This window comes from Methylobacter psychrophilus (assembly GCF_025583945.1).
Classification (GTDB): Bacteria; Pseudomonadota; Gammaproteobacteria; order Methylococcales; family Methylomonadaceae; genus Methylobacter_C; species Methylobacter_C psychrophilus.
On sequence record NZ_JAOEGU010000071.1, the window covers coordinates 1 to 13,488 of the forward strand.

Here is a 13,488-nt window from a genome sequence, read left to right on the forward strand (position 1 = left end):
CGCAGCGGATTATTAATTCGCTGGGCAAAAATGATGACACATTTTTAATCGACGACCGTATCTTCCAAGCCGCAGAAATTGGCAGGATTCATGCGAGAGCTGCTTAAATTTTGGCGAAGGTATTGTTTAAGGCTGATGGATGTCCTTTGGAATAATAATAGAAACCGTCTATAAACAGAATCGTTACCAAAATTTCTCGTCATATCAATACAGCAATGGCACCAGAATACCCATCATTAGATTGCCAACTCTTCCTGTATTACGTTTTGTGGATAAAACAAGCTGGCTGTCTATAAATTCCCTTGTGCTTATAGTCTTTGGTCGGATTGAAAAAAGCCTGAAACTACATCAATCAGCGGTCTTTAAAGCCAATAATTATCGATTGAACTTATTAGTTGAATGTAAGAATTGACTCACAAAATAAGGGGAATATAATCAACAAAAATATAGCCAGATATTGGGTGTAAAAAAACCATGCAAACCTCATTAGAAAACAAAAAGCAACTTTTTGATCGCAATTCCTTGGTAAACCAGGTGCGTAAATGGGGCGATGTCAATACCGAAGGTATATTATCCTCCACGTGCCAATTTTTTTCCGATCCACGCATCGAAGGTTTTATTGGCTACCGTATCGAAAGCGGTAATGCAGTCGTTTTTGGTGATCCAGTATGCGCCGCAGAAGATAAACAAGCACTAGCCAAAACATTTCAACAGTATTGCCGAAGCCAGAAAATAGGTGTTGTTTATATTATTGTATCAGAAGAATTTGCCAACTGGGCTGCTCAAAATCTTGGTTCTGTTCTGATTGAATTCGGAGAGAAATTTGTATTAAATCCCCTTAGCAACCCCATTGACCACAAAGGATCAACAGCCGGATTTGTCCGCAACAGGGTGAAGCGTGCTCGATTGGAAGGGGCTTTGGTACAAGAATACTGTGGAGATAATCCTGACATTGAAAAAGCATTACAAGAAGTCGCAATAACATGGCAAAAGGAACGCCAGGGACCTCAAGTCTTTTTAGCTGACTTTACTTTGTTTAAAGATCGTGTGGGTAAACGCTGGTTCTATGCCAAACAAGAAGAAAAAATAGTCGGCATTATAATACTCAGCGAACTCCAAGCGTATAACGGATGGCTTTTAAACAGTGTCCTGATAACCAAAAACGCCCCACATGGCATTTCAGAATTATTAGTTATCTCTGTGCTACAAACTTTGGCACAAGAGAATTGCCAATACATTTCAATGGGCCCGGTTCCAGGGAACCAACTGGGAAAAATTATCGGACTGAGTGGATTTTCCAAAACAGTTGCACGCTGGGTCTATCAATTGGCAAAGAAAGTTTTTCATCTCGGCGGCCGTGAAGCCTTCTGGAAAAAATTCGAGCCGACTATTTACCCCTCATATTTATTGTTTCCTGAAAAAAACTTATCCTATTCAAGTATAAAATCTCTTCTTAAAGCCCTTAATGCCCACGTTTAAAAACCCCGGCACCTCACCTTAAAGCCTAAGTTAAAACCAAGGATGTTTATACAAAACCTGGAAATTATTTATCTGAAAACTCGATGTTCAAGTTTTTAATTTTTGATTTTAGAGAAGCCCATTGAATCAAGCCTTACAGCCATGATTGAGATCATGTGGCGCTTGAGTCTATTGATGAAAACACCTTGATTTATCTGGGTTCGTCCCAGTCAAGCTAAAAAAACTTGAACATCGAGTGAAAAGGTATACAACGAAAAATCAATACCTTAGAAGATTTGTAATTGGCGACAGCTATTAATTTTCTTTACAGTGTTGCGAAACATCAGCTACTGATAACACAAGCGTATTAAATCCGGTTTTAATAAACAATTTATTTTAACATTGAACTTTATTAAACCTTAAAGATCATACTGTTTTTGTATGGGTTATTCCGGAAGCTCAATACTGCTTCATTCTGATAATTGAATATTTACTGAAATTGTAACTATTCAATAGTTATTTTGTGCTTATCTTTTTTTATAAACGCTTGAGAGCTAGCAAAAAACTCGGCGATGCGTCTTCATGATGTTTTATTGGATCTTATAAATGAACCCTAGACTTACCCTTGTCGGCGTCCTGTTTTTTTTAACGGCTGGCTGTAGTAGTATCGAAAAATTAATTCCCAGCGACACGCTTGCCATGGATGCCGTTGGCATGCCTGTTGGGGATTTGGCCGGTCTCGGGCCACAACAGATAATTTCTACCAGAATGACTATAGATCATCAAGGTGAAAAACTGTCAGTCGCGCTGTACCAACCTGCCCATGCTCCGCTAAATTCCCCTGCCATTGTTTTCTTGCCGGGATTAATGGCTCCTGATGACCAATATGAAAGCTATGCCCGCGTACTTGCATCACGAGGATTTATTGTCGCCGTACGTGGGTGGTATTCAATGTTTACCACTGATATTGAACTGGCGCATGATGCAAACCTGATAGCCGACTGGCTGATCAGTACACAAAATATTGACCCCAAAAAAATTGGTGTCGCAGGTCATTCTATGGGCGGGAAGGACGCGATGCTTGCAGCATCCAGATACGGCGTTTTCGCCAGTGTGGTTGCCATTGATCCTGATGACAACGGCAAACTGTCTGTCGCACATGGCGGACTTATCTCCTTAATGCGCGCCCCTTTATTGCTTATCGGTGCGGAGGTTGCCTGGCAGGCGTCCAGCATCTGTGCGCCGAAAGAAAACAACTACCAACGTTTCTTTGAGCAATCGCCGCCAGGCACCATTGAACTAACGCTAAGAGATGCTGATCACGTACAAATGCTGGATGAGCCAGATCGTTTTGGTTACGGCATTTGTCGTTGCGGCACGGCGGACTCTCGCCAAGTACGTATTACGGCAAGGCGTGCAACTGTCGGCTTTTTCATCCAACATCTAATGGACGGTCCGGCATTGCCAAAACCACAGCAAAGCGAAGCGTTAATCCGGGTGGCTCAAGACAATCATATTATGACAAAATAAAGCTAATAAAATCAGTTAGGTGATATCCAAGAATTAATATACCCAAGTAGTGCAGGATTTTTTTTTATTTACACGGCGGAAAAATAGGCACGTAGCTTGCTGGGTAACTATTTTGACAACACAGTAAATGAATAAAAAAACCAGCAAGCTGGGTATATTATTCGCAGGAAATCACCTTAAGCCTTTTCCGGGCATTTCTGAATAATGGCAGAATATTTTTACGAGTTACCCGGTGTTATTAAATAACATTTTTTTTCAGCTTTATGTATATAGCTCTCAACTCATCCGTAGTAGCCGTGAATAAACTATTTTGCATTTTGTTAGGTGTCTTCGTGCTTGGCTCCGTCAAGGCGGATGAAAACAATTTCAGGTGTTTTAAGTCAATTAATTTAAAGACACCTCTTAAACTTCAGTTTGTTTTTCAAACTGACAAGGACGAGTTAGGGTACGTTAGCTATCAAAATGGCAGCGGGGCTATTCCGGTAAAACTAATAAAAGAGCAAGAATTAAAAAGGCTGCCGGGCGGTAGACCATCAGAGTTTGAAGCCCAATGGCAAGAAATGACCACCGATGGAACAGGTGGAATTTATAGGGTGATTAGCCAAGGAGCCATGATAAGCGACTTCCGATACCTTCGGAAAAAAGACGGCAAGATATTTCAGTTCCAGGAAGACATGGATGCATCCACTGAGAAAGGATGCAATTGGAGTACAAAATAAAATAAAGTTTTCTGGAGATTTTAAGCTACAAACCATAATTCCTCTTTGCTTTCCCCTAAAAAAAACCTACTTTTTTTAAGTAAAAATGCAATGATGAAAATATTAAGCAGCAGCGTTCAAAAATATTTTCCATGGTATTTCGCCTCGAGCACAAAGTAGCTTTTTAACAAAAATCAAAAAGGATAAGGTAACTTTCTGCTATAAAATCAATAAAAGACCGACTATTCCCACTGTTCTTTACAAGAAACCGTCTTATCGTAGCCTCTATTAATTCATGACATAAAAAAGTCGCCTCACTCTCCGTATTTTTCACACCTCGGGCTTTTACAAAAAAATAACAGCTATCTTTTATTTAAGAAACGTATGCATATTTTTTAATAACTTGTTCATTTCACTTCGCGCTTGTTCGCCGCCGACAGAGTGTTTTAAGCTGCTGCCGAAACCAGCGACCTGATCAGTAAAAGTCCTGTTCGCATAGAAAACCAACGAACCATCGCGATAAGGCAAACAAGCGATAGTGAGCTGATTGGAGTTATATGAATGCCCGGCATAAAATTGTCGGGTTAGAATCAACTCGCCAGCATTCGTAGTCAACATAATACGGTGAACCAGAATAGCCGTAGGCCGACTTTCCACCTGACGATTACGCCAGAAAAAGGTCTCTTCGGCACCTGCTGGTAAAGCAGCGGGGTAATTGAGCCAGGCCTTATAAAGCTCCGGAAAATAACGAGCCAGCACTTTGCTGTTCAGCGTCGCTGTTCGTAGTTCTCCGCCAGGATTGGCTTCCGCTCCATTACCGCGATCATAAGTTGCAATGCCCTTCAAGCCATTCTTGCGATAAGCCTGCCAACGTTGCAATAAAATTTTCCGATAAGCTTGTGATGAGGCATCAGGTTGTGTGGAACTGGTAGCCTTTAACATCTGAAACTCTTCAGTCGATAGATTAAATTGGCTACCCGGCGTTGCCGCCAAAAAAGTGGCGGCGTCATCACTTCCTGCCTTGAAACCAAAACCTTTGAATGCATCCAGCGTTGCCTGTAATGGAATAACACCCTCTTTAGCAACCTCGGTATCTATTGACACCAAACCTTTACTCTTGATAATTCCTACCATTTTGGATGGTGCTGCCGGAAAATACATGGCGGCACCTGCTGCCAACTCTTTTTCGTCCCCCTCTGCAACATTAAAAAAAACGACTTCACCCTGATTCAGCTTGGCAACATCTTGTTGCTGAATACCAAGTTGTTGAATCAACTCTTGAGAATCCGGCAAGCTTGCGGCAAACACGGGAAAACCACCCATTAAAACCAGCATAAAAATCATCCAATAGCCTGTTTTGTACTTTTGAAGCACAATATTTTTTACTGTTATATATTGATCAGACATGGCGTTAATCCTCTATAAGAAAAATAAATAAAAATCGGCAGAGTAATTTGAGCTTACCCACTCTAGCTAATGACCAAGAGCCTTGAAACCGGCCCAGGCAATCTCAACGCCAATGCATAGCACAAAAAAGGCGAGAATTTTTGATATGGCCAAAGCAACATCAGCTGAAAACCGCTTCGTCATAAATTTAAGATTTCGATAGCAAATCGATACAACTAAGCACGTTAAAAAAATCCCGATAATTGCGGCGCCTTGTTCCAACGTAACGAGGAGCATGGATTCTCGATTCAAATGAGCACTAAAGGTCAAAACAACCGCCAGACCTCCCGGGCCTATCGTCAACGGAAAAGTAAAGGGATAAAAAGCTTTCGGCTCAATTGCTGAATAAGGATAATCCGGGGTCTCTTCAGAGGGAGGCTTACCGGTCTCTTTTTGATTTAATAGCTGCCATCCCATCAATGCCAAAACGATCCCTCCCGAGAACTGAACTACCGGGATGGAAATTCCAAAAAGTTTCAGGATATAGCTGCCGAAAAAAAAGAAAAAGGCTAATAAAAGAAAAGAATACAGAGCTATTCTTCTCGACATCGATTTCCAGGTTTGATCGTCAACCCCTCGGGTCATCCCGTAAAGGATAAGAGCTGTTCCAATGGGATTAACAACCGGGAACAGTGCGGCGAAAATCATGGGGATAAGTTTTAAAGCAATAAATAAACTGGTCACTTCACACCTTCCAACTCTACGATTAACGACTCTATTTCTTTATTGCCCGGCAATGCTTCGGCAGCTTTTCTTTTCAAACAAGTGCCCCTTTGTTGTCGCCAGCCTCGCGCTGTATGGAAATCAATGTACTGAGTATCTGGCGCAAGCTTGCCGGCCTTGACGGAATTCTTGAGCACGGTGGCTTGATCTACTTTACGTACCAATATCAAGCCTCTTGGTTGAGTTGCCGTTTTTTAAGCAACCCAACTACCTGTATTAAAAAACTAATTAATCAGGATTAATTTGACTGATTTTCGAGCCTTGCAGTCCCAAGCCGGCCATCAAACCTTTCTGACCAAAAATAAACGCATACACTCCGTCTTTCGCTGTCGTAGTTGTTAGTGATTTAGCCATGCCCTTATCAACAACAACAATACTCGGGCCAACACCGACTTCCCAGCCTTCACTACGATTAAGGTAGCTCAACGAGGCATTGTCCATAAAAAACAATGCATAACTAAACGATTGTACGCCAGCTTGCAAACCATACGACCCGGCGACGATATTATAATAACCAGCAGTTCTACCGTTCTTAAACAAGGCACCACCACTGCCATATTGAGCACCTACCAGGAAGCCGGCTTTAACAATACCAGGAAATACTAATATACCTTTAGCTCGCCGCCCCAACTGTCTGGCCTCCGGATTACTTGCATAAAGACTCTGTAATGCGGCGTTGGAGTCACGAGTAATATCCACTGAGGAATTCGCCAACTGTCCGCCCGTCGATTGACAGCCAGCAAGAGCAATCAGGCTTATCAATAAAAGACCTAACCATTTATTATTTAACATATTTATCTCCTGTTACTTTAATTGTTTATTGAATTAATTTTGGTATTTTTCCGGACTAACATCAATCATTGTCCCTATGAGGGAAATGTAACTGCTTGTAACTCATTATTTTTTAATTTAAAAGTAAATTGTGCTCTGGAACAGGCCATTTTTAGAGTAACGTTTTAATCACTACCCTCTCAACGTTCAAGGTAAACTTCCAGGCGCCCCTCGCGCACCGCCTGTACCAACCCCTGATAATCCTGCTCATTCTGGTCGGCATAGCTTTCAGAAAAATCAGCCAGCGCCTCATCAAAATCTTCTTTCTTGCCCAGATAACCGGCAATTTTCGCAGCATCTCCCGAGCGGGCATGCGCACGTGCCAGTGCCCAACCGCAATATCCAGCGTACTGATTCATCACATCTGGTCCCATCAATTCGACCAGTGGCTTGATCTTCATATCCCGCATTTGCCGGATATAAAAGTGGTTGCCTTGATTAGTCTCAGCCCAGCCGAGAAAGATATCGCTCGCCGATTGCATCAATCGTTGCCCCATAGCCACGCGTTGACCATGATTCGGGTAAATGCTCCGTCCGGCATAAGGCTCAAGGACTGAAACGTTTGCTTGCTTCACCTGTAGAAACAACGGATCGTCAGCCCCACCCATCAGGAGCATAATAGCGCAGCGAGTGCCGACACTGCCGATCCCGACTACTTTCATAGCCATGTCCTTTAAGTCATAACGATCCAGCAATAGCCGCCGATCCTCTGCCAGCGTAGCTCGGTAACCCTCAAAAGCTTCGCGTACACGGGCTTTCACCACTTCCTCTTCCTCGGTCTGGAGATGGAAGATCAGCGGTGGATTGTCACGGATGCGATGTACACCGCCCTCGAAAGTCACCAATTCGGGAAAATCCTCATCCAACACATCACGATCATGAGCTTTTGCAGCCCGTTTTTTAGCTCGTTCCTTAGTTGTATCATCCTTGATCTGCTCAACCATCTCGTCGGCATCAATGCTGAAATACCAAACATCAAGCACCCCCATTCTGGAAAATTCGCGCATCCGCTCACGGTAACTGCGTACGCAAGCCTGTGCCGCCACACGCGCTTCGCCGGCGGTAAAACCATTATGCCGCCCGGCAACCACAAAGCTGGCGGCAAGGCGTTTGATATCCCACTCCCAAGGTGCCGGCAGGGTTTCATCGAAGTCGTTGATAGCGAAGATCAACCGCCGTTCCGGCGTTCCAAAAGCACCGAAATTAAGCAGATGACAATCGCCGCACGCTTGTACGCGAATACCCGTGGATGGCAAGCCCGCAAGATCGGCCGCCATAATGGCCGCTGTTCCCCGGTAAAAAGCGAACGGCGATTGCATCATCCGGCCATAGCGGATAGGTAACAGTTCAGGTACACGACCGATGCTTGATTCAATCAGTTGCTCAACAGGATCGCGGCGATGAGCAGGAGCATGCCACTGCGTATGGCTTGCCAACGGCACCGCAAGACGCATCGACTTGCCTTCGTCCTTGCGATCTGTTCGCGAGCGTCGATCTACCGTGATCGGCTCAGCAACCTTAATAGGTGCGCTGTCTTTACCAGCGTGTTTTTTGAGAGCTTCTTTTTTCATTTTTATTTCCCTCATTTCAAATTACCATTAAGGACTTTTTGATTAAAGTCCTTAACGATATCGATTAAAATAGCACCTGATTAGCAAGATATTTTCATAACTTGTAGAAGCGAATAAATTTGTTCCTATGGATGTATAATTTTTTGCAATATCACAATAAAATCCCTAGTAAGCGTTTAACCATATCTTCCAGGGAAATCATCGTTAAAGCCAATGGCAGCACAGGAGCCAAAGCTGCGATAGCGGTTTGCAGCACCACAGTCTTGCCGAACGGAAACGGTCGCATACTTTTAACGACGTCAAAGCTACCCGCCAGATCATTCAAGGACTGAATATCCCCGCTGCCGACTAATTGTTCATCCTGCTGTGCTCCACCGCGCAACCATTTTTGGTCAAATTCCTCAACGTACCTACTGGCCAGTGCCCCATACTCAAGTAACCCTTGCCGTTTGACTCCTGCCAGACGGGGAGCAAACACGCATAAGGGGCCGAGTACAAGTATTAAACAAAAGGTGATAAATACTACGATCTCCGGCTTAAAGCTCAGCAGCGTATCGCCTTCATAGAAAATATGATTGGCTATCTGGCCTGCAAGCAAGGCACCTTGTGACAGTAATAAGGGCATAAATGCAGCGGTACTACCCCCAAGAAAACCAAGCCCTCCGGCACAGTCAGGATGAGTCGGTACAAGGTGCAAATCCAGTCGGGAAACTTGCCATAGAAATCTCGCCCAAATAAAAATGCGAAAATACCAGCGCAATAACAGAAACTGAAAAATCGGAATACTGATATAAGCATACCAATAGCCAGATGGAGAGAAACGCTGCTGGCCATCCACCCAAGCCGCATACCAAGTGACCGCTGTCAGCGTCATTTGACTTGACCATAAAAAATGGCCCACCGTCAACACCATAACAATCAGTAAAATCTCAATCACTATCGAATTACGCAAACGCATCGCAGAAGCAATAACCGCTTCAAACTTCGGCCGGGTCCTTATCGGAATAATTCCGCGCACGATAAATTGTCGCACAATTAATCTGATCCGTTGGTGAACCATAAGCTCTGCCACCAACAGCAATGGCAAGGACACCAGAAAGCGAACGTGCGCATCAATATCATAAAGAAAAGGGACTTTACTATCACCGCCAACCAAGTCACCAGATAACACCGAGAGTAACAATAACGGCAACCAGGTAAATAGAGAAATAACGATCACTCTACGCTTGACCAAATTAAGCGTATCGGTAGTTAGCCTCGCACGGATAAAGAACTGAAACAGGGGGCCACCCAGAACCAAGGAAAAGTCATCAGGTTGTTTACTCTCGGGTGAAAATTTCATAACGTTTTTAATACCCCCCCTATTTTCACTTTACTTCTTTTACAAACTCACAGCGTTGCTTAATCAATGGCGATGTACCTGCATTACCGATACCTCTGGCAATCATGGCAATCACCCGATCATCCTGATCATAACCGACATGGGCTTGCATGGGATTGGCAAGATCAGCCATACCAAAAGCATCCATAACCTTGGCAATGTTGATATTGACATTGGTGATCTTCGCACAAAGTCGGGAGTCAATATATTTTTCAGAGAAACCAGGTGGTATGCCATAACTTAACAGGTCGTTAGGATCACTAAAGGCAACAATCTCGGTTTCTTTGAGCATGCGTTTTTTATAATTAGCACCATCAGGATAGCAATAACTGGCCTGCTGCCCGGCCACTTCAGGAAGTTCGCGGCCCAATTGCAACATGGGCAGCTGGTTGGATAGCATAAAAAAGGGAATATGCTTACTTTGCAATGCGGCAACGGCTTTTGTAGAAAGGGTATATTGCTTCATTGAACCTAAATGTTTTTCTGGGTTGGCCAGCAAAGAAGCAATACGCTGCATACCGTCCATGACGATACGACTACCCAAACTATGAGAAATAATGACATAGTTATCTTTGGCGATACGGTCGGCATTGGAGTCGTTCAACCCCATGCAAGCATGTTTACCGGTATTCGGAAGCTCTTCCCAATCTTTTGTGGCCATCCAACAGAATGACTGTGCGTATGCCGCCAGAATGGGCACTCGGCTTTGTCCCAAGTAAATAATTGGATCGGGGCCGGTATCATTACTAAATTTCTTCAACATACCATTAATTTTGGCTCTGCGAAAATCGTATTCGCCTGACGTATCGAAGTTAAGCAGCGCTTTTTCTTGCCGGGTAATTCCTGACCAGGTCAATTCGTAAAAAGTTAGTTCCTGGCCATTTTGCTCATTAAGCAAATGCGTTATCCGCAAATTGCCAAGATCCTTATCCGGAAATAAAGGCGTATTTAAATCAATATTTTTTTGGCCTTCAGAGCGCACATTCAGGTTTAACTCTTTGGCCAGTTTCTCCAGAAACTGAGTGGTATACCCTGGAATATGATCGCCTACGCCATGCACAAACAGCACCTTCGTTTTTCCCTGTTTGTTGGCCAAATCGGCGGCAATACCGGTAAAAGCTTCGCCCCACACCTGGCATTGCCGGCTATCTTCATTTTCAGACTTTTCCAGAACAGCTTCAGCCGCACCCTTACCAAGACTTGCGCAACCGGATAACAGTAAAGCGATGGCAAGAGTTGATAATAGCCAGCCGGTTTTTACAATGTGTTTGTTAAAATATTTATTCATCAATTTATTCCAGTGCGTAAAGGAGAATAACTTTATTAAATGCGTATTTTTCTGATTGCCATGATAATGAATGGCTATTGACTACCAAATATAGTTCTATTTTTATCTATCGTCCTGATTTCAGCTAAAAAAACATCACTGTGATGGCGGTTTACTACTAGCGGCCCGAATCCGTTGAGAAAAATCAGGCAACTGATCAGCTGTTTGAGCCACACGGTTAATAAGGGCTTGCTGATGTAGTTGATCAAAAGGAAAACGCTTATCCAGACCACCCGATTCATAAAGATACTCCGGCAAATAACCACTCAACAAAATTTTCCAGGAAAATGGCAAATGCCCAGGATTAACCCTGGTATTAAACCAGATAGCCATCGTGCAATTATCCAGCAACGTGTTATAAAACGCCGGCTTTTCATGTAATTCATTTATTTGTTTAATATATTCCAAAAATAAGCGCCGAGCATTTTCTTTAGGTGGATGTAGTGGGTAAAGGTAAACATTTTCAATCGGGTCTTTACGGTAGTTAGTGCGCAAACGAATCACATCGCGTTCATCCGCAACAATGTAAATCAGTTCGTATTGGCGGAAAAATCCTTTAATCGTCGAATAGCCTTCACCCAGTTCCTTACGGGCTTCTATCGACACAGCAAGATAATCTTTATCACCAAAATTAAAACTAATGATGGTATGGGCAATAACTGGCCCCATCCAATAAACGGCAAAGAGATCAATACCATCAAGCTTATTTAAATCGAATGTTTTGGTGTAATAAGCAATTGTATAGTCAAACTCACTGCGATAATCCACATTGCGAATATTATGCACCGTTACCTTATCACCATCGATAGTAGCAAAGGGAAGTTTGGCCAGATCCGGTTGCCATTGCCGCTCATTGGAAGGACTAACAGTAAACCACCAGCCACTCACAATCCCGACAAACAAAATTGAATAGACTATCAATAAACGCTGGCGCCAACGTACAAAGCCTAAACCAATCAACGTTATCAAGCCAAACAAAGCAAATACCGCCGCCATAACTACCTGTATGTTACTGGTATGAGAATCACCAAAATAGAGTGCCAGCACCGCCCAGAGCGTTGCTACTATTAGCATCAATCCCAGCAACGACCACTTGATGAACTTTACTATATTATGCAGCAAAATATCTCACTTATTTTAACAAAAAGATCGCCAACGGCTTTTGATCTGTCAACATTTTTCCGGACACAAAGTTAAGCAGACTTTAGCTGTATTTCGTAGTCTACTGGCGACAAATAGTTATTCGTCGAATGAAGCTGTTCACGGTTATAAAACACCCCAATGTATTCAAATATATTCTGCTTAGCCTCAGCCCTGACTTGATAGTACTGATGATGATTCAGTTCGGTCGTAGCCATAAAGTACACCGCAGTCCCGGTTAAAACGACCGGTAATTTTAATTTCATATTGGCTTCCTGTTCTGTTTGGGTATTTAGATTTATGCTGGTTAAAAACGAAAGCAGCCAGGGGGCATGATATAGAGAAAGAATAGCTCAAAACTGTATATTCATGCGCAGATTCGCCTCAACAGCAGCATTCATAGCCTGTAATCCGTTGCCGTTACCCAAGGTCTTGTTCATGCCGAAATTGATGACCTGAAGATTAGGACTCACATTCAACCAAGGCGTTATTACTACAGACGACACGAAAATGATCAGACACCCGACGAGAAATTCATAGGGACCTTTCCTAAAGAAGTCAATGAGACCGCCCATGCACCCCGTTCCCTCCCAAAGTCCATGGATCATATGCTCAATGAGGATAAAAGCGGCAACAAAGACACTGAAGACGACAGTCTTTAAAAGAGTGGGATAAATCAAGGTTCTGTTCAACGCTGCGACTAAGGTGAACTATATCGCCGATCATGACCGACTTTCCCAAGAATCAACGCTTCGATAACGGCCACCCAGTAATTCGTGTAAATGATATCATGGGCAGCCAGAAGGAATCTTCGGTACTGCGTTAAAGCAGCGAACACGAGGGAGAGATAACAAACAATTATCAAGTACTCGTCCATTTCGTGAACTATTTTTTTCTTCAAATCGCCTTTTTTCTTGTCAGTGTTATTCATGGTCTATGGCGCTTCCAGTTTCATTGAATTCGGGGTGGCAACAGATAAAGTGTCATCGCAAAAATCAGATAGACCATTAGTAATAAGACCCCGATGAACCATGCCGAACGTCCGCTGTTCGTGACGAGGGATGCAGTCAGGGTGGCGATGAAAATCATCGCCACCGCGCCTGGCCAAAATTGCAAGTTCATCGGTGCAGGCCCGAGAACGTAGCTAAGCAAGACCAGAACAGGCGCGACAAAGAGCGCGATTTGAGACGCGCTTCCCAGCGCGATGCCCACGCTCAGGTCGAGCCGGTTTTTACGTGCGCCGGAAAATGCCGAACCCATTTCCGCCGCACCGCCGACCAGTGCCACAATAATGAAACCAACAAATGCGGGAGTCATTCCGAAGGCTTCCGCCGCCTTCTGCACCGACTCGACGAACACTTCGCTCACCAGCGCCACCAACAC

At 43.7% G+C, this 13,488-nt stretch carries 12 protein-coding genes and 2 pseudogenes; 3 read left to right on the forward strand and 11 right to left on the reverse strand.

Annotation, left to right across the window (positions count from 1 at the left end):
* The first annotated feature begins 474 nt into the window (after positions 1 to 474).
* From N7974_RS18790 to N7974_RS18800, 3 genes are all read left to right on the forward strand, one after another.
* Complete coding sequence (locus tag N7974_RS18790; RefSeq protein ID WP_262967084.1) at positions 475 to 1,479, forward strand: DUF2156 domain-containing protein; 1,005 nt, start codon at positions 475 to 477, stop codon at positions 1,477 to 1,479.
* Between the two features lie 585 nt (positions 1,480 to 2,064).
* Complete coding sequence (locus N7974_RS18795) at positions 2,065 to 2,988, forward strand: poly(ethylene terephthalate) hydrolase family protein (protein ID WP_262967085.1); 924 nt, start codon at positions 2,065 to 2,067, stop codon at positions 2,986 to 2,988.
* A 296-nt stretch (positions 2,989 to 3,284) separates the two neighbouring features.
* The gene (locus N7974_RS18800; protein WP_262967086.1) at positions 3,285 to 3,707 is read left to right on the forward strand and encodes a hypothetical protein; all 423 of its coding nucleotides are present in this window, start codon (positions 3,285 to 3,287) and stop codon (positions 3,705 to 3,707) included.
* Positions 3,708 to 4,055: 348 nt separating this feature from the next.
* Here the strand turns inward: N7974_RS18800 and N7974_RS18805 are convergent, their stop codons facing one another.
* The 11 genes and pseudogenes from N7974_RS18805 to N7974_RS18855 form a co-directional block, all read right to left on the reverse strand.
* Complete coding sequence (locus N7974_RS18805; protein ID WP_262967087.1) at positions 4,056 to 5,093, reverse strand: hypothetical protein; 1,038 nt, start codon at positions 5,091 to 5,093, stop codon at positions 4,056 to 4,058.
* A gap of 66 nt (positions 5,094 to 5,159) precedes the next feature.
* Positions 5,160 to 5,816, reverse strand: a complete 657-nt coding sequence (locus N7974_RS18810; protein ID WP_262967088.1) for a MarC family protein — start codon at positions 5,814 to 5,816, stop codon at positions 5,160 to 5,162.
* Complete coding sequence (locus N7974_RS18815) at positions 5,813 to 6,019, reverse strand: hypothetical protein (RefSeq protein ID WP_262967089.1); 207 nt, start codon at positions 6,017 to 6,019, stop codon at positions 5,813 to 5,815. Before N7974_RS18815 ends, N7974_RS18810 begins: the two co-directional genes overlap by 4 nt.
* A 64-nt stretch (positions 6,020 to 6,083) precedes the next feature.
* The gene (locus N7974_RS18820) at positions 6,084 to 6,647 is read right to left on the reverse strand and encodes a lipid-binding SYLF domain-containing protein (protein WP_243220067.1); all 564 of its coding nucleotides are present in this window, start codon (positions 6,645 to 6,647) and stop codon (positions 6,084 to 6,086) included.
* Positions 6,648 to 6,826: 179 nt separating this feature from the next.
* A complete protein-coding gene (locus N7974_RS18825; RefSeq protein WP_262967090.1) occupies positions 6,827 to 8,257 on the reverse strand; it encodes a DUF2252 domain-containing protein in 1,431 nt (476 codons plus the stop codon).
* A gap of 151 nt (positions 8,258 to 8,408) precedes the next feature.
* Positions 8,409 to 9,599 carry a hypothetical protein gene (locus N7974_RS18830; RefSeq protein WP_262967091.1) on the reverse strand — a complete coding sequence of 397 codons (1,191 nt, stop codon included), beginning with the start codon at positions 9,597 to 9,599 and terminating at the stop codon, positions 8,409 to 8,411.
* Positions 9,600 to 9,624: 25 nt separating this feature from the next.
* Positions 9,625 to 10,926, reverse strand: a complete 1,302-nt coding sequence (locus tag N7974_RS18835; protein WP_262967092.1) for a hypothetical protein — start codon at positions 10,924 to 10,926, stop codon at positions 9,625 to 9,627.
* Positions 10,927 to 11,061: 135 nt separating this feature from the next.
* Positions 11,062 to 12,039 carry an Lnb N-terminal periplasmic domain-containing protein gene (locus tag N7974_RS18840; RefSeq protein ID WP_262967093.1) on the reverse strand — a complete coding sequence of 326 codons (978 nt, stop codon included), beginning with the start codon at positions 12,037 to 12,039 and terminating at the stop codon, positions 11,062 to 11,064.
* 119 nt (positions 12,040 to 12,158) lie between these two features.
* A pseudogene (locus tag N7974_RS18845) lies at positions 12,159 to 12,314 on the reverse strand (IS3 family transposase); the annotation flags it as partial.
* Between the two features lie 144 nt (positions 12,315 to 12,458).
* Positions 12,459 to 12,611 carry a hypothetical protein gene (locus tag N7974_RS18850; RefSeq protein ID WP_262967095.1) on the reverse strand — a complete coding sequence of 51 codons (153 nt, stop codon included), beginning with the start codon at positions 12,609 to 12,611 and terminating at the stop codon, positions 12,459 to 12,461.
* Positions 12,612 to 13,056: 445 nt separating this feature from the next.
* Positions 13,057 to 13,488, reverse strand: a pseudogene (locus tag N7974_RS18855) (calcium/proton exchanger); the annotation flags it as partial.

Excerpts from the sequence above, each read along its gene's own strand:
- N7974_RS18790 (WP_262967084.1), top strand. The coding sequence starts at position 475 with ATGCAAACCTCATTAGAAAACAAAAAGCAACTTTTTGATCGCAATTCC.
- N7974_RS18795 (WP_262967085.1), top strand. The coding sequence starts at position 2,065 with ATGAACCCTAGACTTACCCTTGTCGGCGTCCTGTTTTTTTTAACGGCT.
- N7974_RS18805 (WP_262967087.1), bottom strand. The coding sequence starts at position 5,093 with ATGTCTGATCAATATATAACAGTAAAAAATATTGTGCTTCAAAAGTAC.
- N7974_RS18820 (WP_243220067.1), bottom strand. The coding sequence starts at position 6,647 with ATGTTAAATAATAAATGGTTAGGTCTTTTATTGATAAGCCTGATTGCT.
- N7974_RS18825 (WP_262967090.1), bottom strand. The coding sequence starts at position 8,257 with ATGAAAAAAGAAGCTCTCAAAAAACACGCTGGTAAAGACAGCGCACCT.
- N7974_RS18830 (WP_262967091.1), bottom strand. The coding sequence starts at position 9,599 with ATGAAATTTTCACCCGAGAGTAAACAACCTGATGACTTTTCCTTGGTT.
- N7974_RS18835 (WP_262967092.1), bottom strand. The coding sequence starts at position 10,926 with ATGAATAAATATTTTAACAAACACATTGTAAAAACCGGCTGGCTATTA.
- N7974_RS18840 (WP_262967093.1), bottom strand. The coding sequence starts at position 12,039 with ATGCTAATAGTAGCAACGCTCTGGGCGGTGCTGGCACTCTATTTTGGT.